Annotated in this window: 19 protein-coding genes; 6 read left to right on the top strand and 13 right to left on the bottom strand. The window is 69.0% G+C overall.

Going from position 1 to position 21,506, the window contains the following annotated elements; all coding sequences use genetic code 11:
- Positions 1 to 25: 25 nt before the first annotated feature.
- From LH076_RS14290 to LH076_RS14255, 8 genes are all read right to left on the bottom strand, one after another.
- Entirely contained in the window at positions 26 to 3,934 is a 3,909-nt protein-coding gene (locus tag LH076_RS14290; protein ID WP_227781427.1) for a (Fe-S)-binding protein, read from the bottom strand.
- Positions 3,895 to 4,314, bottom strand: a complete 420-nt coding sequence (locus LH076_RS14285) for a hypothetical protein (protein ID WP_227781426.1) — start codon at positions 4,312 to 4,314, stop codon at positions 3,895 to 3,897. Before LH076_RS14285 ends, LH076_RS14290 begins: the two co-directional genes overlap by 40 nt.
- A gap of 61 nt (positions 4,315 to 4,375) precedes the next feature.
- Complete coding sequence (locus tag LH076_RS14280; RefSeq protein WP_227781425.1) at positions 4,376 to 5,569, bottom strand: MFS transporter; 1,194 nt, start codon at positions 5,567 to 5,569, stop codon at positions 4,376 to 4,378.
- 72 nt (positions 5,570 to 5,641) lie between these two features.
- Positions 5,642 to 8,311, bottom strand: a complete 2,670-nt coding sequence (locus LH076_RS14275; RefSeq protein WP_227781424.1) for a hypothetical protein — start codon at positions 8,309 to 8,311, stop codon at positions 5,642 to 5,644.
- Between the two features lie 87 nt (positions 8,312 to 8,398).
- The gene (locus LH076_RS14270) at positions 8,399 to 9,268 is read right to left on the bottom strand and encodes an HpcH/HpaI aldolase/citrate lyase family protein (RefSeq protein WP_227781423.1); all 870 of its coding nucleotides are present in this window, start codon (positions 9,266 to 9,268) and stop codon (positions 8,399 to 8,401) included.
- Positions 9,268 to 10,347 (bottom strand): HpcH/HpaI aldolase/citrate lyase family protein, encoded by a 1,080-nt coding sequence (locus LH076_RS14265; protein ID WP_227781422.1) that lies wholly within the window; start codon positions 10,345 to 10,347, stop codon positions 9,268 to 9,270. The genes LH076_RS14270 and LH076_RS14265 overlap by 1 nt, the downstream gene beginning before the upstream one ends.
- 67 nt (positions 10,348 to 10,414) lie before the next feature.
- Entirely contained in the window at positions 10,415 to 10,966 is a 552-nt protein-coding gene (locus LH076_RS14260) for a DUF1992 domain-containing protein (RefSeq protein WP_227781421.1), read from the bottom strand.
- 20 nt (positions 10,967 to 10,986) lie between these two features.
- Positions 10,987 to 11,601 carry a nitroreductase family protein gene (locus tag LH076_RS14255; RefSeq protein WP_227781420.1) on the bottom strand — a complete coding sequence of 205 codons (615 nt, stop codon included), beginning with the start codon at positions 11,599 to 11,601 and terminating at the stop codon, positions 10,987 to 10,989.
- A 38-nt stretch (positions 11,602 to 11,639) separates the two neighbouring features.
- Here LH076_RS14255 and LH076_RS14250 point away from each other — a divergent pair, with 38 nt between their 5' ends.
- The 6 genes from LH076_RS14250 (at position 11,640) to LH076_RS14225 (ending at position 17,011) form a co-directional block, all read left to right on the top strand.
- On the top strand, positions 11,640 to 12,248 hold the full coding sequence (locus LH076_RS14250; protein ID WP_227781419.1) for a hypothetical protein: 609 nt from the start codon (positions 11,640 to 11,642) through the stop codon (positions 12,246 to 12,248).
- Between the two features lie 9 nt (positions 12,249 to 12,257).
- The gene (locus LH076_RS14245) at positions 12,258 to 12,764 is read left to right on the top strand and encodes an NUDIX hydrolase (protein ID WP_227781418.1); all 507 of its coding nucleotides are present in this window, start codon (positions 12,258 to 12,260) and stop codon (positions 12,762 to 12,764) included.
- 79 nt (positions 12,765 to 12,843) lie between these two features.
- Positions 12,844 to 14,685 carry a molecular chaperone DnaK gene (dnaK, locus tag LH076_RS14240; RefSeq protein ID WP_227781417.1) on the top strand — a complete coding sequence of 614 codons (1,842 nt, stop codon included), beginning with the start codon at positions 12,844 to 12,846 and terminating at the stop codon, positions 14,683 to 14,685.
- Entirely contained in the window at positions 14,682 to 15,233 is a 552-nt protein-coding gene (gene grpE, locus LH076_RS14235) for a nucleotide exchange factor GrpE (protein ID WP_227781416.1), read from the top strand. Before dnaK ends, grpE begins: the two co-directional genes overlap by 4 nt.
- Positions 15,234 to 15,347: 114 nt before the next feature.
- A complete protein-coding gene (locus tag LH076_RS14230) occupies positions 15,348 to 16,583 on the top strand; it encodes a DnaJ C-terminal domain-containing protein (RefSeq protein WP_227781415.1) in 1,236 nt (411 codons plus the stop codon).
- Complete coding sequence (locus LH076_RS14225) at positions 16,580 to 17,011, top strand: heat shock protein transcriptional repressor HspR (RefSeq protein WP_227781414.1); 432 nt, start codon at positions 16,580 to 16,582, stop codon at positions 17,009 to 17,011. Before LH076_RS14230 ends, LH076_RS14225 begins: the two co-directional genes overlap by 4 nt.
- Before the next feature lie 9 nt (positions 17,012 to 17,020).
- On the opposite strand, the gene LH076_RS14220 is transcribed toward LH076_RS14225, so the two are convergent.
- The 5 genes from LH076_RS14220 to LH076_RS14200 are packed head-to-tail and all read right to left on the bottom strand — an operon-like array spanning position 17,021 to position 21,504.
- A complete protein-coding gene (locus tag LH076_RS14220) occupies positions 17,021 to 17,728 on the bottom strand; it encodes a DUF6230 family protein (RefSeq protein WP_227781413.1) in 708 nt (235 codons plus the stop codon).
- Positions 17,728 to 18,537, bottom strand: a complete 810-nt coding sequence (locus tag LH076_RS14215) for a hypothetical protein (RefSeq protein WP_227781412.1) — start codon at positions 18,535 to 18,537, stop codon at positions 17,728 to 17,730. Before LH076_RS14215 ends, LH076_RS14220 begins: the two co-directional genes overlap by 1 nt.
- A complete protein-coding gene (locus LH076_RS14210; protein ID WP_227781411.1) occupies positions 18,534 to 18,965 on the bottom strand; it encodes a DUF6114 domain-containing protein in 432 nt (143 codons plus the stop codon). Before LH076_RS14210 ends, LH076_RS14215 begins: the two co-directional genes overlap by 4 nt.
- Positions 18,965 to 21,067, bottom strand: a complete 2,103-nt coding sequence (locus LH076_RS14205; protein ID WP_227781410.1) for a DUF6230 family protein — start codon at positions 21,065 to 21,067, stop codon at positions 18,965 to 18,967. Before LH076_RS14205 ends, LH076_RS14210 begins: the two co-directional genes overlap by 1 nt.
- The gene (locus LH076_RS14200; protein ID WP_227781409.1) at positions 21,064 to 21,504 is read right to left on the bottom strand and encodes a DUF6114 domain-containing protein; all 441 of its coding nucleotides are present in this window, start codon (positions 21,502 to 21,504) and stop codon (positions 21,064 to 21,066) included. The genes LH076_RS14205 and LH076_RS14200 overlap by 4 nt, the downstream gene beginning before the upstream one ends.
- Between the last annotated feature and the right edge of the window lie 2 nt (positions 21,505 to 21,506).

Raw genomic sequence — 21,506 nt, 5'->3', positions numbered from 1 at the left:
ACCGCACTATCGGTGGTGCTTCTGCCTAGAGGTCGAAGAGGCTCTCGGCGCCGTGGATGTCGACGTCCGTGCGGGGCTCGTGCGTGGCGCCCGAGGACTCACCGATCGTCACCGACGGCGTCGACGGCGTCGACGGAACCGGGGCGGCGGGTGCCTCGTCGGACTCAGCAGGCTCGGCGTCCGCCTCCGACACGCCAGCCTCCGGCTCGGCAGTCGGCGTGGCCTCCGTCGCCGGAGCCTCGGCCACCCCGGCGGCCTCGGTCGCGGCCGGCTGTGCCGCGGCCTGAGCAGTCTCAGCGGGCGCTGCCTGAGCGGGTGACGTGACGGCCGCGGGGGCCGAGCCGGGCTCGACACTGACCGCACCCTCGGGGGCGGGGATGTCGAAGAGGCTGGAGACCTCGTCGATCTTCACGTCGCTGTGCGGCACGGAGGCCGTACCGGACGACGGACCGGCCGGAGCGGCCGAGACCGGCGCGGCCGGAGCCTGCGGCACCGTCGCCTCGGTGGCCGGGGCCTCCGAGACGACGGCCGTCTCGGTGGCGACCGGCGACGTCGTGCCGGTGGACGTGTCAGCGTCCTCGACGACCGTGTCGACCGTCGGTGCCTCGGGCGCCGCCGGGGTGGTGGCCTCGGTCGCAGGCACCTCGGAGACGTCCGCGGCTTCGGTCGCCACAGGCGTGTCGCCACCGGACGAGTCAGCCGTCGCCGGGGGAGCTGCGCCAGCGGCCGCCGCCGGTGCGACCGTTCCGGCCGCGACAGAAACGGAGCCCGACGGAGCTTCGATGTCGAACAGGCTGGAGACCTCGTCGATGTTGACGTCCGTGCGCGGCTCCGACGCGGTGCCCGACGGAGCGGCCGCGGGCGCGGGCGCGGCGGGAGCCTCCGGCGTGACTGCCTCGTTTGGCGCAACCTGCGCCTCCTCCGCGGGACTCGCCGACGCTGCCGGCGTGTCGGCCTCGGAGTCCGCAGGAACGGACGCCCCGGCGGGTTTCGCGGCGGCTGGAGCAGCAGCGGTGGAAGCCTCGGCCGCAGGAGCAGCCTCAGGCGCCGGCGTGGCCGGGATGTCGAAGAGCGAGCCGCCGGCGTTCAGGTCGACGGCTGGCTCCGCCGGGGCAGCCGGAGCGGCCGGCTCTGCAGGAGCAGCCTTGGCCTCGGGTGCAGCCTGAGCAGCTGGCTCGGCCGGAGTGGCGGGCGCTTCACCCGCGGGGATGTCGAAGAGCGAGCCCCCCGAGCCGAGGTCAGGCTTCTCGGTCGCAGGCGGGGCGGCCTCGGCGGGAGCGGCCTTGGCTTCGGACGCCGCAGGCGCCTCAGCCTCGCCACCGACGTCGAAGAGTGAGCCGCCGGAGCCCAGGTCGCCGTCCTGCTTCGGGGCCTCGGCCGGAGCAGCCTTCGCCTCCGGCTCGGACGGAGCCGGGGTGTCGAAGAGTGAGCCGCCCGACGTACCGCCGGAAGCAGGCTCGGACGGAGCCGGGGTGTCGAAGAGGGACGAGGCGTCGTCGGGCGCCTTCTCCTCGGTGGACGCCGGAGTGTCGAACAGACTGCCGGCGGAGCCGGACGTAGAGGAGCCGCCGGAGGCCTTGGCCGCCGGACCGACGTCCTCGGTGTCGACGACGGTGTCGCCCTGGGCCGTCACGTCACCTGCAGACGGCTCAGCGGCCGTCGCGACGGCGGCGGCGTTGGCCGCACCCGCACCGGGAGCGAGCTTGGTGGCCTGCTCACCCTTCACCGAGGCGAGCAGCATCTGCGCGACGTCGAGGACCTCGACCTCCTCGCGGGCCGAGCCGGCGGCCTGCGCCGCCGTAAGCCCGTCGGAGAGCATGACGCGGCAGAACGGGCAGCCGACGGCGATCTGGTCGGCGCCGGTGGCGACGGCCTCGTCGGTGCGGTTCTGGTTGATCCGGGAGCCGAGCTTCTCCTCCATCCACATCCGGGCACCACCGGCGCCACAGCAGAAGGACTTCTCGGAGTTGCGGGGCATCTCGACGTACTCCGCACCGGGGAGCACCTGGAGCAGCTCCCGCGGCGGGGTGTAGACGCCGTTGTGGCGACCGATGTAGCAGGGGTCGTGGTACGTGATGGAGCGCTTGTGGGCGCCGGCGCCGTCGTTCACGGGAGTGAGGCGGCCCTCGCGCACGAGCTTGTTGAGCAGCTGCGTGTGGTGCACCACCTCGAGCTCGATGCCGAACTCCTTGTACTCGTTCTTCAGCGTGTTGAAGCAGTGAGCACAGGTGGTGACGGCCTTCTTGACCTTGAACTCCTTGAACGTCTCGACGTTCTGCTGGGCAAGCCCTTGGAAGAGGAACTCGTTGCCGGCCCGACGGGCGGAGTCACCGCTGCAGGTCTCGCCGTTGCCGAGCACGCCGAAGGAGATGCCGGCGATGTCGAGCAGCTCGGCGACAGCACGCGTGGTCTTCTTCGCGCGGTCCTCATAGGCGCCGGCGCAGCCGACCCAGAAGAGCCAGTCGACCTCGTCCAACGACTCGATGTCCTCGCCGACGACCTTGACGTCGAAGTCCAACCCCTTGGCCCAGTCCATCCGGGCCGTGGAGGACATGTTCCACGGGTTGCCCTTGTTCTCCAGGCCCTTGAAGAGGCCGTTGAGCTCGGACGGGAAGTTCGACTCGACGAGCACCTGGTAGCGGCGCATGTCGACGATGTGGTCGACGTGCTCGATGTCGACCGGGCACTGCTGCACGCAGGCGCCACAGGACGTGCAGGACCACAGCACGTCCTCGTCGATGACGAACCCGCCGTCTTCGGGGTTGTAGAACCAGTCGAGCACCTCGGTCGAGGCGCCGGACTCGGCAGGCTTGTCGGTCTTGCCGATGAGCGGCTTGGTGAGTACGTCGCCCTCTGGCGCTTCACCGTCGGCGAGCATGTAGGGCGCCGCGGCGTAGGCGTGCTCGCGCAGGCCCATCACGAGGAGCTTCGGGGAGAGTGGCTTCTCGGTGTTCCAGGCCGGGCACTGCGACTGGCAACGCCCACACTCGGTGCAGGTCGTGAAGTCGAGGATGCCCTTCCAGGAGAAGTCCTGGATCGAGCCGGCACCGAGCTTGGCGTCCTCGTCGAGGTCGTCGACATCATCCAGGGTGATGACCTTGCCGTCGGAGATCAGCGGCTTCAGTGCACCGAGCGCGAGAGTCTTGCCGTCGGTGTCGCGGCCGACCGACTCACGCTTGTAGAAGATGTTGAACCACGCGGTGAAGCGGTGCCACGCGACACCCATCGTGAGGTTGGTGGAGATGACGATCAGCCAGATCATCGCCGACGCGATCTTGAACGCGGCGATGGCGTAGATCCACTGCTCGCTGCCGTGCTGACTCGTGGGGAACAGGTGGCTGAAGTACTGCGCGAGCGGGAAGTGGAACGCGTCCGCGTGCTCCGCATGCTCGCTGGCCTTGGTGTAGTTGTACTCCGCGCCGCGGATGAACAGGATCGCGCACGACTCGAGGAGCACCATCGCCTCGACGAAGAACGCCTGCCACATGGTCGAGCCGAAGAAGCGGGTCGTGCGGCCCTGGTCCTTCGGCATGTGCGTGAGCCGGTAGATGATGAGCGGGATGATGCCGAGCGTGCCCAGCAGGCCGAGGCCCTCGCCCAGCCACTCGTAGACGAACCACTTGCCGATGATCGGCCACGCGAACTCCGGCGAGAAGAGCTGGAAGTACGCCGACGCGACGGCCGTGCTGAGGAAGAGGAACGCCGCGAAGGCGAACCAGTGCAGGATGCCGACCCATGTCCACTGCAGCATGCGGGTGTGGAGGACGGTCTCCTTGAGCATCGTCGCGAGACGCCTGCCCGGGTTGTTCGTCCGACCCACCGCGGGCTGGCCGAGGCCGAGCACCTGGAGCATCGAGCGCACGGCCCGGACGGTGAGCGCGACCGCGACGACCGTCAGGGCGAGACACAGCACAATGGCGATGACCTGCAGCATGTGCGCGATCCTACCCACCAGTTACCGGCGAGTAACCTCCCCGTGTCAGGTGCGGTGCGCGGATCCACCCTGTCGGCCTCGCGGAAGGTGTCCTCCTGCTTGGCCTCCTCGAACATCGAGGAGTCTCGGGCCTGACGGGCCTGCTCCTCGGCACGCTCGGCCTCGGCACGGGCGAGCTGCGCCTTCGCCTCGGCCTCTTGGGCCTGGCGGCGCTGCTCGTCCAGGTCCTGCTCCCGCTGCGCCGCCTCGGTGCGGAGCTCGGTGGCGTGCTCGACGAGCTTGTGTTCGCGGCGACGGCGCGCCAGTGCGACGAGGACGCCGACGAGGACCGCCACGATGATGACGGCCACGATGATCCAGATGATGGTGCTGGTGTCCATGAGAGATCCCTTCCCTTTCTTGCGGAAGGGCGTACCCACGTGAGGCGTGGTTAGCCGGTGGTCAGCCCACGGGACGTTCGTGGCGCAGTGGCACCAGGCCGATCGCGACGAGAGGGAACGCCGCCGCGAGGGTGAAGGTCCATGGGAAGCCGACCGCTCCGACGAGGGCGCCGCCCAGCGGCGGCACGAGCGAGCTGGTCAGGAACTGGGCGGTGTTCTGCACGCCCATCGCGCGCCCGCTCCAGAAGGGTCCCGCGCGCTCGGCCACGGCAGTGAAGGCCAGTCCGTTGTCGGCCACCGTGAGCACGGTGGCCACCAGCATGAGGGGTACGGCGACCCACCAGTCGGCCTTCGCCGTGAGGCCGAGCAGCGCCATCACCACTCCCGCTCCGATCGCCACCCAGAGCAGCGGACGCATCCGGCTGCCGACCATGTCGGAGAGCTGTCCGGCGGCGATCCGCCCGAAGGCGCCCGCCACCTGGGCGACGGCGACGAGCGTGCCCGCGGCCGCCGCGGACCAGTGCCGGTCCTGTTCGAGCCACACCAGCGAGAAGGTCCACACCACGAACTGCGGCACGACCAACAGGACCGAGACGCCGTGGATGCGCGCGAGGAAGCTGTTGCCCCGATAGGGGTTGGCGCTGTGCTCGACGGTCCTCTCCGGACGCGGCGGATCCATGACGACGAGCGCCACGGCCACTGCGGCAAGGGCGCAGGCGATCGTGGGGATCGCGATCGCGGCACGGATCCCGTGGGCATCGGCCGTGACCGCCATCGAGATGGCCGCGATGCCGACGCCGACGGGCTGGGCCATCTGCCGGATCCCCATCGCGAGGCCGCGCCGGTGGGGCGGGAACCAGCCGACCACGACCCGCCCGCTCGCCGCGGGTGTGCTGGCCGCAGCGGCACCTGCCACGCCGATGGCGATCGTGAAGAGCACCAGCGAGTGGGTGCTCATGGCGACGACGCCGGAGAGGGTCGCGAGCACAAGTCCTGCGAGCAGCACCCGCTTCTCGCCGTACGCATCGGCCAGCGAGCCCCAAGCCACGAGCGCGAGCATCACGCCGGTGGTCGGCGCCGCCGCGACGATCCCCGCCTGACCGAGGGAGAGGTCCTCCTGGCTGTGGAGCGCAGGGATGAGGAACGCCGCCCCGTGCATCATCACCGCGGCGCAGGCCTGCGCCGCGGTGCTCGCGCCGAGCATCGCCCAGCGGCGGGCGGGCGAGACGGCGGGAGGCGAAGCGGCGGTGGTCATGTGACCGTTCTACGCCTCGAGCCGTCCATAATGTGGGACATCTCGTCCCATGGAATGAGACTTTGGAAACAGTCAGACGACCGGCTTGTCGGCGTCCGCGTCCGTGGTGTCGACAGCGTCCTTCTTGGCGTCGGCGTACGCGTCCCGCCAGGCGGCCTTGATCTTCTCGGCGTCACCGACCGCGGAGAGGGCGCGCTGGAAGCCCTGCCACGGCTTGGTCTCGCCGTAGGTGCAACCTGTCCCGCAGTCCTCCGCGGCGAGGGCGACGTTGTGCCCGGCCACAGCAGCGGCACGCGCGCGGCGGGCGAGGGCGACGAGTGCGTTGTTCCGTGCGACGAGGGCGTCGGGCGAGTTCTCAGGCAGTTTCACGCCGTCGAGCTCACCCACGGCCCGGCCGAGGGCCTGGGACGTGCGATAGAACTTCGTCGTCAGGTCGAACTCGGGCTGCTGGCGGGAGGTGACCTTCGGGAGGCTGGCCCACGCCTTCGTCCAGTCCTTCATCGCGGCGACCACCTTGTCGTTGTACGTCGACAGCGCAGCCTTGTCGACACCGGAGTGCAGCTCGGTCCATGCCTTCATGAGGAGCGTCGCCGCGTCGATCATCTTGTCGACCTTCGCCAGCGGCGCGGTGCTCTGGCCGAGACCGGTGAGCTGCTGCTTGAGCGTCGCGCCGGTGGTCTTCCACTGGTCGAGGTGGTCGCCGTCGATGGTCTTCATCGAGACCAGCGCGGCCACGGCCCGCTGGAGGAGCTGGGCGCGTTCGCCGGACTTCCCGCTCTCGCCGAGGACTGCGCTGGTGTCCTCGGTCGCAACGCGGAGCTGGAAGGCGTCGGCGGCGATCTCGCGGAGGTCTGCGGTCTTCGAGGCGGCGCCGGCCCGGCGTACGAACGTCGTGAGCTGCGAGGTGAGGCCGTCGAGGGCGAGAGGTGCGACGAGGTGGACGACATGGTCGACGGCAGGCGAGGTGTCGGTCGACGGATCGCTGCCCGGGATCGCCTTGCGCGCCTTGGCCACCGAACTCGAGGACCTCTGGAGCGTGGACATCAGGGCCGGGAACTGAGCCGCCGCGTTGTCGGGCGTGAGGGCGTCGAGTGAGCTGAGGGACTGCAGGACGGCGGTCTCGGCGTTGATCAGGACCTGCCCGGCGCTGGTGCCGCCCCGGAGCGTCGCGAACGTCTGGCCGAGGTCGGTGGCCTTGTCTGCGGCAGCCGACAGCGAGGCCAGGTCCTTGGAGCCCGTCACCGCCGCGAGCACGGCGGCGTAGGCCTCCTGCTGTGGTGCGACCTCGACGGACGGCAGGCCCGTCGAGGCGCTGGGGGACGGAGTCGGCGCCGGGTCGGAGGCGGAGCGTGCGAGCGGGCCGCGCGTGATCGCCCAGCCGGTGCCGGTCATGAGTGCCAGGACCACGACCGCAGCGACCGCCTTGAGCGCCCAGGCCCGCATGCGTCGGTGGGTCGGTGCCTCCTCGTCCTCCGTCTCCCCGAGCTCGGGTTCGGCCGTGAGCTGCTCAGGCTCGACGTGGGGAAGCGGAGGCTCGATGGCTCCATGAAGCTCTGTCGGCTCGACGTCCTCAGCGGCCTCAGACGCCTCGAGCTCCGCCGGATCCGTGGAGGGCTCCGGCGCCTCGGGCGGGGCGAGGAGGGCCTCGCGTTCGGCCTGCTGGGTGGCGAAGGCCGCGAGTACGGCGGCGGCCGCATCCGTCTGGGGATCCGGGATGACCTTCGGCGGGGGCGGGGGGACGGCGCGATGCGTGTGGGGCGGTGGCTCGGGTGGAGGGGCGTTCTTGTTGCGGAGCTCGGTCGGGCGGGGAGCCGGCCGTGCCGTTGGCTCCATGAGGACCGCCAGCACGTTCGGCGGCACGACCTCGCCGGGCTCCGGGACGATCACGGGCGCCGGAGGGGCGGGCTCCTCCTTGCTCTCGTCCACCTGCTCCGGGATCACGGCTGCGGTGTCGGCGGCCTCCTCGTCCGGCGCTTCGACGACCGGTTCTGGGGCGGCCTCGACAACAGCCTCTGCTTCGGCGGTCTCCTCAGGTGCCTCGGGCTCGGCCGGGGGAGCGAGGAGCGTGTCGACGTTGTCCGTCGGAAGGTCGAAGCTGGCCAGCAGCGCCGCAAGTGCGGCGGGGTCGATCGGTGCAGCCTCCACTGTCACGGGAGCAGGCGGGGCTTCGCCGTCGATCTCGGCGATCGCCGCCGACGCAGCGTCGATGATCGCCTGCAGGTCGGTCAGCTCCTGGGTGGCTGCCGCCGGAGGGGTGACCGGGGAGGCCACGGGCGGGGTGAGCTCGAGATCTGGCGTTGGCTGCGGTTCGGGGACCGGCTCCGGCTCTACCGGCGGCTCGACGACAGGCTCGGGCGCGGTGGCCGGCTCCGGCTCGACCTCAGGCTCGGGCTCGGGAGCCGGCTCAGGAGCCGGTGGTGGCGTGACCATCGGCTTCGCCCGCGGGCGAAGCGGGGGAGGGGTGGTGGGCGGCGCAGGGACGGGGGGCGCAGCGATCGGAGGCGCAGCGATCGGCGGAGCCGCAGAAGGTGGGGGTGGCGGAGGAGGGTCGAGGACCGGCCCGCGAAGGATCGCCTCGAGGTCGAGCGAGGCGGCGGTGGGGTCGGGCGCCGTCGTACCTGTGGCGGCGATCTGCCTGACGATGTCGAGGATGTCTGTGAACGGCTTGAGCGGGTCGCGCACCTCGAGGTTCGAGGGCGCTGCCTGACCACCGCGGTCAGGTTGCTCGGATGACTCAGACACAGGACCTCAACGAAAGACAGAAAGGGGCGTCACGGTCACCGAGCTGACCCTGACGCCCCCATCCTGCCTCAGGGCGTACGCCGACGATCAGCCGAGCTGGGCGATGGCGGCGGCGATCGCCAGCGTGCGTCGGGCCGACTCCACGTGGAGCGACTCGACCATCTTGCCGTTGTAGGTCACCACGCCACCGTTGCCGGAGTTCCAAGCCTCGATCAGGCCGTTGGCTCCTGCGACGGCCTCCTCCGACGGAGCGAAGCCTTCATTCGCGCCGGGCACCTGCGCGGGGTGGATCAGGGTCTTGCCGTCGAAGCCGTACTGCACGCCCTGCAGCACCTCGGCGGCGTACCCCTCCTCGTTCTTCACGTCGTTGTAGACGCCGTCGAGGACGACCTTGCCGGTGGCGCGGGCGGCCAGCACGGCGAGCTGCAGCGACGTGCGCAGCGGCTCGCGACCGGGGACGTGGTCGATGAAGAGCTCCTTGACCAGGTCGTTGGTGCCGAGGACGGCGACGGTCAGTCGCTCCGAGGCGCCGAGGATCTCCTCCGCATGCAGGATGGCGTACGGCGACTCGATCATGGCCCAGAGCTTCGTCTTGTCCGGGGCCCCGGCGGCCTCGAGTGACGCGACCAGGCTCTTCACCGCAGCGGCGCTGTTGACCTTCGGGACGACGATGGCGTCCGGACCGACCGCGGCAGCAGCGCGGATGTCGTCCGCGTGCCATTCGGTGTCGGCGCCGTTGATCCGGATGGTGAGCTCCTTGGCGCCGTACTCACCGGACGCGACGGCGGCGACGGCGTTCTCACGCGCGGTGTTCTTGGCGTCGGGGGCGACGGCGTCCTCGAGGTCGAGGATGAGCCCGTCGGCGGCGATCGTCTTCGCCTTCTCCAGCGCCCGCTCGTTGGAGGACGGCATGTAGAGGACGGAGCGACGGGGGCGGAAGAGCGAGGAGTCGGTCATCAGGCGTCCTCTCCCTCGAGCTCGATGGAGTCGTAGAGCTCCTTGAGCTTGGGATCGATGGCGGCGAGCTCGTCGGCGAGCGACACCAGGACGAGGCACTGCTTCAGGGACGCGTCGTCCTCCATCTTGCCGTCGAGCATGACCGCGCCGGTGCCGTCGCCCATGGCCGCGACGACCCGTCGGGCGTGCTTGATGTCCTCGGCAGACGGCGAGAAGACGCGGTTGGCGATCTCGATCTGCTTGGGGTGGAGCGACCAGGTTCCGACACAGCCCAGGAGGAAGGCGTTGCGGAACTGGTCCTCGGCGGCGACGACGTCTGTGATGTCACCGAACGGGCCGTAGTAGGGGTAGATCCCGGCCGCGGCACAGGCGTCGACCATCTTGGCGATCGTGTAGTGCCACAGGTCCTGCTGGAAGATCGCGCGGTCCCCGTTGATGTCGCCACTGACCGGGTCCTGGCGGACGAGGTAGCCCGGGTGGCCACCGCCGACGCGGGTGGTCTTCATCTTGCGGTCGGCCGCGAGGTCCGCCGGGCCGAGCGAGATGCCCTGCATGCGCGGCGACGCCAGCGCGATGTTCTCCACCTCGGCCACGCCGCGCGCGGTCTCGAGGATGGCATGGATAAGGATCGGACGGGTGATCCCGGCGCGGGCCTCGAGCTGGGCGAGCAGGCGGTCGACGTAGTGGATGTCCTCGGCGCCCTGCACCTTCGGGACCATGATCACGTCGAGCTTGTCGCCGATCTCGGTGACCAGCGTGATCAGGTCGTCGAGCACCCACGGGGAGTCGAGCGAGTTGATCCTGGTCCAGAGCTGGGTGGGACCGAAGTCGGTGCCCTTCGCGATCTGCACCAGCCCCGCGCGGGCAGCCTCCTTGTTGTCCGCCTTGACGGCGTCCTCCAGGTTGCCGAGGAGTACGTCGACCGTGCCGACCATCGCCGGGATCTTGTCGACCATCTTCGGATTCGAGGGATCGAAGAAGTGGATGGCTCGGCTGGGCCGAGCAGGGATCTCACGCAGGGGAGCGGGGGCTCCGACCGCCAGCGGGGCGAAGAACGACTTGGGGCTCTTGAGACTCACAAACCTTGAACCTAACAGCCGTTCCGGAGGGCGGAATATGACCGATTCAACACCGGAACGATCCAATTCAGCGCCGGCGCCGCTGCCACCATCGACGTTTCGGCTGTGCCGCGTCGGCAACCTGCTGCTCGGCGGCTGCGAGCCGCTCGGCCCTCCGCTCCCGCCAGCGCTCCACCTCGCGGTCCACATCGCGCAACTGCGTGATGAACGGCGGCCCCTCGGTGTGCAGCCTCGCGGAGCGGACACGGGAGTTGAACGCCTCGACCGCCTCGCGCACGAGCTTCTCGGCCGCCAGCTTGTCGAGCTGGCCGTCCAGCTCAGCGTCCTCCTTGCGCATCTGCAGCGACGGAGGCAGGACGACGAGCCGTTCACGCTCGATCAGGCGCTTGAGCCACCAGTCCGGGTCGTGCTCGTCGCCGAGGTCGTCGATCGGCTTGCCCGCGCCGCTGAGGTTCTCGAACTCCCCGCGCTCGATCGCCTGACGGATCTGCAGGTCCACCCAGGACTGTTGCTGCTGGATCCGGGCGGCGGCCGCGGCACTGCCCTCGCGTCGCTGCCACGGCGGCACCGGGCGTCCCCGCTCGGGCCTTCCTTCGGGCCACTCCTCGCTCTCGGCCATGGATCCAGTGTGCCGCGGACCTACCAACGGCCGCGGTGCACGACCTCCGCGACCGCCTTCCTCGTACGCCGACGGGGGCTGCCCTGCGCCCCGCCGGTGTCGGGGTGGCCGATCGAGACGACGCCGATCGGGTCCCACTCGTCCGGGATCCCGAACGCCTCCCTCACCTCACCGAGGTGCCGCGGCGGGATGCCGAAGTAGCAGGCGCCCAGCCCCTCGTCGACGACGGTGAGCAGCATGTTCTGCACCGCCATGGCGGTGTCCATGTGCCAGAAGGGCATCGGCCACTTCTCCCGCACGGCGTCGTCGCTCAGATCTGTCCAGCCCTTGTCCGGCTCGGCGTAGCGCGACAGGTAGGCGGCCTTCGACGAGCACGGGATCACCAACACGGGAGCGGTCATCATGCCGCGCAGCCAGCCATCCGCTTCCCACTCGGCGTCGCCGCGGAAGATCTCCCAATACCGGGAGACGTCCTCCGGCGTGGAGAGGACGAGGAACGACCAGCCCTGCGAGAAGCCCGCAGAAGGGGCCCGCACGGCGTTGTCCAGGATGCGCGTCAGCGACGTCTCGGCCACCGGAGAAGCGGTGTAACGACGGACCATGCGGCGACGACGTACGACGTCCTGGAAATCCATGGTGGCTAGTCTGGCGCTATCTCGGAAGGATCTGTTCTGTGCCCCTGAAGCTCCCTGCGCAACTCTCCGCGCTCCGCAAGGAGGAGAGACACCCGGTGGTCGCCGGCCTCATCGCGCTGGCCACCGTTGCTGTCGCGCTCGGCCTCATCGCCGGCCTCTTCGCCTTCGTCGCCGCCGGTGTCTTCGGCCTCGGCGGCGACACGGAGCAGGCGGCCCAGGCAGCCGACGGCCAAGGTGGGGCCTCGCTCTACCTGCCGACGCCGAAGCCGACCGCCTCCGACACCGGGCCGCTCATCACCCTGAGTTCGGAGCCGCTCGCCGACGACAGCGCCACGGCCAGCGAGAACCCGGCCACCGAGACGCCCGCCCAGGAGGTCAAGCAGATCACGCTCCAGGTGGGCTCCAGCACCGTCGGCTCGATGGAGCGGATCGATCTCAGCGGCGCGTACACCGGGGGTGAGGGAGCCGTGCTCCAGGTGCAGCGCCGCGAGGGCGGCAAGTGGACCGACTTCCCGGTGACCGCGAGCGTCTCGGGTGACACCTTCTCGACGTACGTCCAGACAGGGCGCACCGGGAAGCAGGAATGGCGCGTCATCGACACCGACTCCAAGCTGGCCTCCAACTCCGTCACCGTCACGATTGATTGACTGGCGCCTGTGAGCCTTCCCGATCCCGCGCCCGAGCCGGCGCTGCCGCACTACACGGACTACGACACCCGGCTGGCGGCGTACGCGGTGATCGTGCAGGGCGAGGAGGGGAGTGAGCAGATGCTGCTCGCCCTCTGGAACGAGGAGACCCGCAAGCGCTGGACCCTGCCCGGCGGGGGCGTCGAGCTGCACGAGTCGCCCGAGGAGGGCTGTGTCCGCGAGGTGCGCGAGGAGACGGGGTACGACGTCGAGCTGACCGGCCTACTCGGGATCGAGACCGACGTCTTCTCCGAGGAGGAGCGTGCTCGCGGCGAGGGCGCCTACGGCGGCCGCTCGCTCAAGGCGGTCCGAGTCTTCTACTCCGCAGAGATCGTCGGCGGTGAGCTGAGGCCGGAGGTCGACGGCACCACCGACGAGGCGCGCTGGTGGCCGCTGGCAGAGACCGACGAGCTGCCCCGCGTCAGCATGGTCGACACCGGTCTGCGCCTCCTGAGGGGCGCCGGAATAGATCGTTGAACCCTGCGTTAGAGTAAGTGAACGAAGTTGAGTCGGATGGACTCAACTAGAGATCCAAGACTCTGCGGAGGTTTCAACCATGGCACGTGCGGTCGGTATCGACCTCGGCACCACGAACTCGGTGGTCGCCGTTCTGGAGGGTGGCGAGCCCACCGTCATCGCGAACGCTGAGGGCGCCCGTACGACGCCGTCCGTCGTGGCGTTCGCCAAGTCCGGTGAGGTGCTGGTCGGCGAGGTGGCCAAGCGCCAGGCCGTCACCAACGTCGACCGGACGATCAAGTCCGTGAAGCGCCACATGGGCACCGACTGGACCATGGAGGCGGACGACAAGAAGTTCACCGCCCAGCAGATCAGCGCCTTCATCCTGCAGAAGCTGAAGCGCGACGCCGAGGCCTACCTCGGTGAGACGGTCACCGACGCGGTCATCACGGTGCCGGCGTACTTCAACGACGCCCAGCGCCAGGCGACCAAGGAGGCGGGCGAGATCGCCGGCCTCAACGTCGCGCGCATCGTCAACGAGCCGACCGCGGCCGCGCTGGCCTACGGCCTCGACAAGGGCGATGACCAGACCATCCTCGTCTTCGACCTCGGTGGCGGTACGTTCGACGTGTCCCTGCTCGAGATCGGTGAGGGCGTCGTCGAGGTCAAGGCGACCTCCGGTGACAACCACCTCGGTGGTGACGACTGGGACAACGCGATCGTCGAGTGGATGGTCAAGAAGTTCAAGGACGCCAACGGCGTCGACCTGTCGAAGGACAAGATCGCCGCGCAGCGCCTCCAGGAGGCCGCGGAGAAGGCGAAGATCGAGCTCTCCTCGAGCCAGAACACGACGATCCACCTGCCCTACATCACCCACGGCGAGTCCGGCCCGCTCCACTTCGAGGAGACCCTGACCCGCGCCGAGTTCCAGAAGCTCACGCACGACCTGCTCGAGCGCACCCGTATCCCGTTCCAGAACGTCCTCAAGGACGGCGGCGTCGCGATCAAGGACATCGACCACGTCGTCCTCGTCGGCGGCTCGACCCGTATGCCGGCCGTGACCGACCTGGTCAAGGACCTGCTCGGTGGCAAGGAGCCCAACAAGGGCGTCAACCCGGACGAGGTCGTCGCCGTCGGCGCCGCGCTGCAGGCCGGTGTGCTCAAGGGTGAGGTCAAGGACGTCCTGCTCCTCGACGTCACGCCGCTCTCCCTCGGCATCGAGACCAAGGGTGGTGTCTTCACGCCGCTGATCGAGCGCAACACCACGATCCCGACGAAGCGCTCGGAGATCTTCACGACCGCCGACGACAACCAGCCGTCGGTCGAGATCAAGGTCGCCCAGGGCGAGCGCTCCATCTGGGCGCAGAACCAGCCGCTCGGCAACTTCGAGCTCACGGGTCTGCCGCCGGCGCCGCGTGGCATTCCGAAGATCGAGGTCACCTTCGACATCGACGCCAACGGCATCGTCCACGTCTCCGCGAAGGACCAGGCGTCCGGCAAGGAGCAGTCGATGACGATCTCCGGCGGCTCGGCCCTTTCCAAGGACGAGATCGACCGGATGGTCAAGGAGGCCGAGCAGTACGCCGAGGAGGACGCCAAGCGTCGCGAGGCCGTCGAGGTCCGCAACCAGGCCGACTCCCTCGTCTACACGACCGAGAAGTTCCTCGCCGACAACGACGAGAAGATCCCGGCCGACGTCAAGGACGAGGTCAAGGCCGACCTCGAGTCGCTCAAGACCACGCTCGCCGACGAGGAGGCCTCCAACGAAACCCTCCAGGCCGCCATCACCAAGCTCGGTGAGTCCTCGCAGAAGATGGGCGCCGCGATGTACGCCGCCGCCGAGGCCGAGTCGGCCGCCGCCGGTGGTTCCACCGGCGCGACCGGTGAGGCTGACGACGACGTGGTCGAGGCCGAGATCGTCGACGAGGACGAGTCCAAGTGACCGATGAGCCGCTGCCCGACCGTGAGCCGGAGACCCCTGAGGAGGCGGCCCCCGAGGTCGTCTCCTTCGGGGAGGCACCCGAGGCGGACGCTCCGGCCGAGGCCGGCGACGTCGCTGCCGAGCCGTCGGTCGATGACCGGATCTCGGAGCTGACCACCGACCTGCAGCGCCTGCAGGCCGAGTACGTCAACTACAAGCGACGTGTCGACCGCGACCGCGAGCTGGTCGCCGAGAACGCGACGTACAAGGTCCTCGCGCCCATCGTCGAGGTGCTCGACACCATCGACCGGGCGAAGGAGCACGGCGAGCTGGACGGCGGCTTCAAGGCCGTGGCCGACCAGCTCGAGCGGATCGTCTCCGGCCTCGGCCTGTCGAAGTTCGGTGAGCCCGGCGACGCATTCGACCCGCAGGTGCACGAGGCGCTCTCGCATCTGGGCACCGACCCCGAGGTCAGTGAGACCACGGTGAAGGTGCTCGCCAAGGCCGGCTACCGCATCGGAGACCGCGTGGTTCGCGCGGCTCAGGTGCTGGTGGTCGATCCCGAATAAACCCGAGATCCGGGTTCTTGCCCTCCGAGATCCGGACTTTGGTCCGGACACGAGGGCTGGAACCCGGATCTCGAAGGGCAAGAACCCGGATCTCGGGGAGAGGAAGGAGGACGCGTGGCCGACAACGACGGCATCCGGTCGGACTGGGTGAACAAGGACTTCTATGCCGAGCTCGGCGTCGCGAAGACCGCGACGGCCGACGACATCAAGAAGGCCTACCGCAAGCTGGCGCGCGCCAACCACCCCGACTCCAACCCGGGCGACACCGCCAAGCACGAGAAGTTCAAGAAGGTCGCCGAGGCCTACGACGTCATCGGTGACCCGGAGAAGCGGAAGAAGTACGACGAGGTCCGCTCGCTCTACGCCGGTGGCGGATTCCCTGGCGGATTCGGCGGGGCCGGCTTCGGTGGCCGGTCGACGTACGGCAACACCGGCGGGGCCGGTGCTGGCGGTTACAACTTCGACGACCTCTTCGCACAGGCGACGGCCCAGCAGGGCGGCGCCGGCGGGGGAGGCTTCGCCGACATGTTCGGTGACCTCTTCGGCGGAGGCCGTTCGCAGCGGCGGGTTCGTCCGCAGAAGGGCGCCGACATCGAGACGACCGCGACGGTCGGCTTCGTCGACGCGCTCGAGGGTGTGACGATCCAGCTCCGCCTCACCTCCGACGCTCCGTGCCCCGACTGCAACGGCACCGGTGGCAAGCCGGGCACTAAACCCCATGTCTGCAACGTCTGCGGCGGTCAGGGCTCGGTCATCCAGGACCTCGGCGGCTTCCAGGTCTCCGAGACGTGTCCTGCCTGCGGCGGCCGTCAGGTGGTCTACGACGAGGCCTGCCCGACCTGCCACGGCAGCGGTCGCGGGCTCTCGGGCCGCACGATCAGCGCGAAGATCCCGGCCGGGGTGAAGGACGGCCAGCGAATCCGCCTGCGTGGCAAGGGTGCGGTCGGCGAGGCCGGCGGCCCCAACGGTGACCTCTTCGTCGTGGTGAAGGTGACGCCGCACCGCGTCTTCTCCCGCTCGGGCGACAACCTGACGATCGACGTGCCCGTCTCCTTCGACGAGGCGGCGCTGGGCTCCGAGGTCCGGATCCCCACCCTCGGCGGGTCTCCCGTCACGCTCAAGGTCCCTGCCGGAACGCCCAACGGCCGCACGTTCCGCGTGCGTGGCCGTGGCGTGAAGAAGGCCGACGGAACCTCGGGCGACCTGCTCGCCACGGTCGAGGTGCAGGTCCCCGCCGTGCTCTCGCCGGAGGCTCGTGAGGCTCTTGAGGCCTACCGTGCCGCCACCGGCGGAAAGCCGCTGCGCGAAGGGTTGTTCGACACTGCCGCGAGTGAGGCGGCCTCGGCATGAGCACGTCGCCACTGGGTCCGGGCCCCGCGCCTGACGCGGCGGTCTACGTCATCTCGGTCGCGGCCGAGCTCACCGGCCTGCACCCGCAGACCCTGCGCACCTACGAGCGCCTCGGCCTGATCACCCCCGGCCGCACCGGCGGCGGTGGCCGCCGCTACTCCTCGCATGACATCGACCTCCTGCGGTTGATCGCGTCCCTCACGTCTGAGGGCATCGGTATCGAGGGCGTACGCCGGATCCTCGATCTGTCGAACCGGGTCGACGCCCTCGCCGCCCGCAACGCCGAGCTCGCCTCCGAACTCGAGGCGACCCGTGAGGCGCTTCGCCTCGCGACCGCCGGACGCCCCGCCGCTGCCGTGGTCAGCCGTGTCCCCGCGGTCCGGCCTCCCGAGGTGGGTCAGTCGATCGTCGTCTGGCGCCGGCAGTAGTCGAACCGCTCAATTCGTCGTGCCGGCGACTGTGTTGCACGCGAAGCCGGAAGCACCGGTGACTCCGATGCTCAGGTTGGGCAGAGTGATGTCGCCCTGGATCTCCACCGAGTAGAGCTTGCCTTTCAGCCCGCTCAGGGTGCCCTTCGAGGCGTCGATGCCGACCCATCCGGCGCCGTAACCACCGGTGGGAGCGCCCAGCGGATTCGTGTCGAAGGTGCCGCCGGTCTTGGTGGTGGTCATGTCGGCGGTGGCCTGCCCTACCTGATCCTTGCCTTCGAGATTGATGGTCGTGCCTCGGAGTTCAGTCAGGTCGAAGGAAGCGTTGCTGGCGACGATGTCGTCCCCCGCCGCCCCGTTGCCCGAGGTCACCTTCAAGGTCACGTCGAAAAGACCGAGGACATTCTCGGTCTTGGAGACGCAGAAGCCATCGAGTGTTGCGGAGGCGAATCCAGCACGGAGCACCGGCTTGATGGTGCCGTTCACGTCCGACTGCACCATGCCGAAGGCGACGTCCTGCCCCGTGAGCTTCGAGGTGTTGAACTCCGACGGTTTCGACTGGGAGCTGACCGTGACGTAGGCGGCGAGGGCGTTGGTGGTCACCAGCGCCGTCATCGATCCGAGCAACCCGAGGCTCACGCCCGCCACTGCTCCGGCACGCCCCCAACGGATGCCGTAACGAATGGGCTCGGCCGCGGCCCGTGCGTAGCGCGCCATCAGCTGCTGTCCTTCGCCGTGATGAGCGTGTTCGGAAACTGGAATGCGGCGCCGCTCGGGTCTCCACCGGAGGTGTTGTGGGTGACGATGTAGTAGATCTTCAGGTCCATCTGGCGGATGCTGAACGACGAGATGCCGATCGCGTTGGCCAAGCTCACCAGATCTTGGCTGATGTTCTTCACCTGCACCGTGCATGTGCTGCTGCCAGACCCGCCCAACATGCCGCACGTCCCGAGGAAGGAGACCGGCATGTCGTTGATGACGATGGTGCTGTCTCCGTCGACCAAGAGGTCAGTGACGACGTCGCCGCCGCCGAAGACCGCGCCCGCATCGGGCGCCAGTTTCAACTCGTAGCTGCCCACCGTGCCGGCGGTGGTCTTCAACGTGACGTTGGAGGCGGTGGAGTTGATGGTGAAGCCCTTGAAACCCAACTGATAGACGTTCGGGATCGTTGTCCCGTCGGCAATCTTGATGTTCTGAGCCCCCGTCAGCCGCTGCACGCTGGAGATGGTGGCCGAGTTGTCCTTCGCCGGGATCGTCAGCGTGAGTGCCGTGCCGGACAGGCAGGGCTTCATCGCCGTCCCGACCCACGTGGGGCTGCTGCTGATGGAGCCGTTCCACTGACTCACCGACTGGCGGTTCTGGTCGCTCGATCCGCACGAGAACGGCGCGTCGGGAAGCGCGGCGTCAGCCCGGCCGGGACGGCCGTCAAGGCCGGTGGTCAGAAGGCAGGCGATGGCGAGCGCCGCAACCGCCGCGAAGACGCAGGCTCGCTGTAGCCGCGGAGATCGCGTCGGAGTGAGGGTCACCGCTCCTCCGAACTGCGACGCATGCCTCGGGGCCGCTTCTCGCCCCACGACCAGATCATCGACGATCCGAAGATGCCGACGACGCTTCCGATCAGATATCCCCCGAGGTTGGCCATCGGGAAGGCGAGTAGCGACAGCGCCAGGCAGAGCAGGCCCAGCAGGCCGCGGTAGATCGGAGCGAACCACGCGACGAGTCCGAAGAGAACGAGTCCCCCTCCCACCAGGAACCCGGCGATGTAGGGCCAATTGCTGGTCAGGGCGATCCCGATCGAGAAGCGCATCGCCCGGATGATCCACACCCCCGCCAGCATCGTCAGGAGTCCTCCCCAGAACGGACGCGTGCGCCGCCAGGCACGGAAGACCAAGCGGGCCTCACGGAGGATCGCTCGAGCCCGGGTGGGGATGTTCGAGGTCGTCGTGCTGCTCATCATCCGGCCGCCGTCGGGCAGTAGCTCTGCGTCTTGGCGCCGGGCACCACCCGGATCTTCAACTTGGGAAGGACGATGCTCCCCTTGAGTTGGAGCCCGTACCCAGCGGCACCCGCTGGAATGGCAGGGGTGTCGGGGCCGGCCGGGACCCCCGGGACATATGGAGTCCCGGGCACGGTCACCGTCGTCGTGCCCGTGTTGAGCATCCAGTCGGCGATTTGGAGGCGATAGTTCTTGGTGTTGCTGAACGCGCTGAGTGATGCGTCGCTGTTCTCGGTGGATCCGAGGAGTGTGGTCGACGCGTACGGCGTTCGAATCCGGGTGACGGTCAGCCGGTAGTACTTGTATGACGCCGGACTGGAGAGGCTCCTCGTGACTATCGAGTTGTTGCCGCTGAACCCGGCGTCGTCCTGGCCGTCTGTCACCGTCCGGGTGTCCAGCGAAATCCAACCGGTCGGCTGACCGCTGCTGTCGGTCGCGTTCGTGCCCTCGAGCGTCCAGTTGCGCGGGTTGCGGTTCTTGTAGCTCGCTGAGTCCGCGCCGCTCCGCAGGGTGTAGGAGGTCACCTTCGCCGGGTCGTTCAGCACATAGACGACCTGGAAGTTGGGGTTCATGTACGAGACGCCGGAGCCGCTCGTGCTTCCGTAGTCGTTGTAGAACTTGGTCCCGCCGTTCCCGTCCATCAGCATCCGATAGTTCTCGCCGTTGCTTGCGACATAGGAGGCGGACTGAGCTGGGTTGGCGCTCGAGGAGCCGATCACGCCGATGCCATTGAGCTTCCAGTCGGAGAGCTGCAGGCCCGCGGCGCCCGCGTTGTCGGTGATCGCCAACTGGTAGTACTTGTAGTAGCCGGGGGAGTCGACGGTGTAGCTGTTCCACTCTGAGGTCGACGGGTACGAGGCCGCCACCGTGTCGATCGGCGTCCAGGTCGTGCCGTCGTTGGAACCCTTGAGGGTCCACGTCTTGGGTTGGGTGTTGGCGGTCGGCCCCGTCCCGATCTGGTAGGACGTCACCTGCCACTTCTGCGACAGCTGGTAGGTCACGGTCGCGGTCTTCGAGACCGTCACGCCGTTGTTGGTGCTCACCATCCAGTAGGTGTTGAGGTCGCCGTCGACGATCCGGCCGACTTGATTCTTGTAGGTGTTGTCGCTGGCGGTGTTGGCGTATGCGGAGCCGGGCGCGTCTACTGTCAGCCCCACGATGGCGGGTGGCCCGTCGCTGACTCCGGTCTCGTCGTGCGCAGGCACGGCCAGCTGCTCGGGGACCGCCGGCGTCCCCGGGATCATGGGGCTGCCGTAGGTGTACAGCATGCCGCCGGCCAGGTTGAGGTGGTCGACCCGGAGGCCGAACCCGCCCGGGGTCGCATCGGCAGGCGAGGGAGCTCCAAGGCCTGAAGGCCAGGTCACCCCGGCGTTGGGCCCGACGTCCTGGGCGCGTTCGCCGAGGTAGAGACCGTTGACGCGATAGCCGGTTCCTTGGATGGCGCTGGCCGTCAGGTAGAGGTCGGTGGCGGTCACAGCATTGGTCTTCCGGGTCCCCTTGAGCGCCCCGATGTACTGGTCGGCGTCCGAGCCGGCGGTGCTCCACACGTCTGTGCCGGCCGTCCAACCCGTCGGCAGGTAGTAGTTCGGGTCCGTCAGCGCGACGCCGTTCTGGAAGGTCGTCGTCGCGGGCACGGCGTCACCGGAGGTGATCACCACCGAGTAGGCCCCGAGAGACCCCGGCAGCGTCTCGGTCGAGATCATGCACAGGCCGGCGAGCGAGGCCTTCTTGACGCCCAACTCGGCGACGGGGTAGTTCACGCCGTCCTGACGGGAGGTCGAGTTGAGGTAGGCCGCGACCTCTTCGCCCTGGAGGTAGTTCGTGTAGAGCTGGAACGACGAGTTCATCGTGGTGAAGTTGACGGCCAGCACGTTGGCGGAGACCAGTTGATACATGCTCGCCAGGCCGAGGAGTCCGCCGACGGCCATGATGAGCCCGCGCCGCCGGCTTCCGTGTCGAGTCTCCTCGGCGGCAAGGAGCTCATCGCGTCGCCGGCGGTATCGGTCCCGCACGCGCTCGCGGAAGGTTGAGGCGCGGCGACGGGAGGTGCGGTCCTTCACCCAGCCCTCCGCGCGCCCTGGTGGTGGCCCGTCGCTGCACTTTTCGGACTCCGCAGCCTCTTCTCGCCCCAGGCCCAGATCATTGACGAGCCGATGATGCCTGCCACCGAGCCGACGAGGTAGCCGCCGAGGTTGGCCGCGGGAAAGGCGCCGAGGGCGATCAGGAAGGCGGCGATGCCGGCGAGACCTCTGTGGGAGGGCGTCACCCAGGCGACGAGCCCGAACAGGACGAGGCCGCCGCCCATGATGTAGCCGGCCGAATACGACCAGCCGCCCGTGAGGGCGAGCCCGATGGAGAAGCTCATCGCCCTGATGATCCAGACGCCCGCGAGGATGGTCCACAGCCCGCCCCAGAACGGCCGGGTGCGACGGAAGGCGCGGAAGGACAGCCGAGCGTCGTTGAGTGAGCGCGGGATCTCGAAGTGGTGAGCGGCCATGG

It is taken from the genome of Nocardioides sp. Kera G14 (assembly GCF_020715565.1).
In the GTDB taxonomy this organism is placed as follows: Bacteria; Actinomycetota; Actinomycetes; order Propionibacteriales; family Nocardioidaceae; genus Nocardioides.
This window is presented reverse-complemented; position numbering and strand designations above follow the sequence as displayed.

Excerpts from the sequence above, each read along its gene's own strand:
- LH076_RS14290 (WP_227781427.1), bottom strand. The coding sequence starts at position 3,934 with ATGCTGCAGGTCATCGCCATTGTGCTGTGTCTCGCCCTGACGGTCGTC.
- LH076_RS14285 (WP_227781426.1), bottom strand. The coding sequence starts at position 4,314 with ATGGACACCAGCACCATCATCTGGATCATCGTGGCCGTCATCATCGTG.
- LH076_RS14280 (WP_227781425.1), bottom strand. The coding sequence starts at position 5,569 with ATGACCACCGCCGCTTCGCCTCCCGCCGTCTCGCCCGCCCGCCGCTGG.
- LH076_RS14270 (WP_227781423.1), bottom strand. The coding sequence starts at position 9,268 with ATGACCGACTCCTCGCTCTTCCGCCCCCGTCGCTCCGTCCTCTACATG.
- LH076_RS14260 (WP_227781421.1), bottom strand. The coding sequence starts at position 10,966 with ATGGCCGAGAGCGAGGAGTGGCCCGAAGGAAGGCCCGAGCGGGGACGC.
- LH076_RS14255 (WP_227781420.1), bottom strand. The coding sequence starts at position 11,601 with ATGGATTTCCAGGACGTCGTACGTCGTCGCCGCATGGTCCGTCGTTAC.
- dnaK (WP_227781417.1), top strand. The coding sequence starts at position 12,844 with ATGGCACGTGCGGTCGGTATCGACCTCGGCACCACGAACTCGGTGGTC.
- LH076_RS14225 (WP_227781414.1), top strand. The coding sequence starts at position 16,580 with ATGAGCACGTCGCCACTGGGTCCGGGCCCCGCGCCTGACGCGGCGGTC.
- LH076_RS14220 (WP_227781413.1), bottom strand. The coding sequence starts at position 17,728 with ATGGCGCGCTACGCACGGGCCGCGGCCGAGCCCATTCGTTACGGCATC.
- LH076_RS14210 (WP_227781411.1), bottom strand. The coding sequence starts at position 18,965 with ATGAGCAGCACGACGACCTCGAACATCCCCACCCGGGCTCGAGCGATC.
- LH076_RS14200 (WP_227781409.1), bottom strand. The coding sequence starts at position 21,504 with ATGGCCGCTCACCACTTCGAGATCCCGCGCTCACTCAACGACGCTCGG.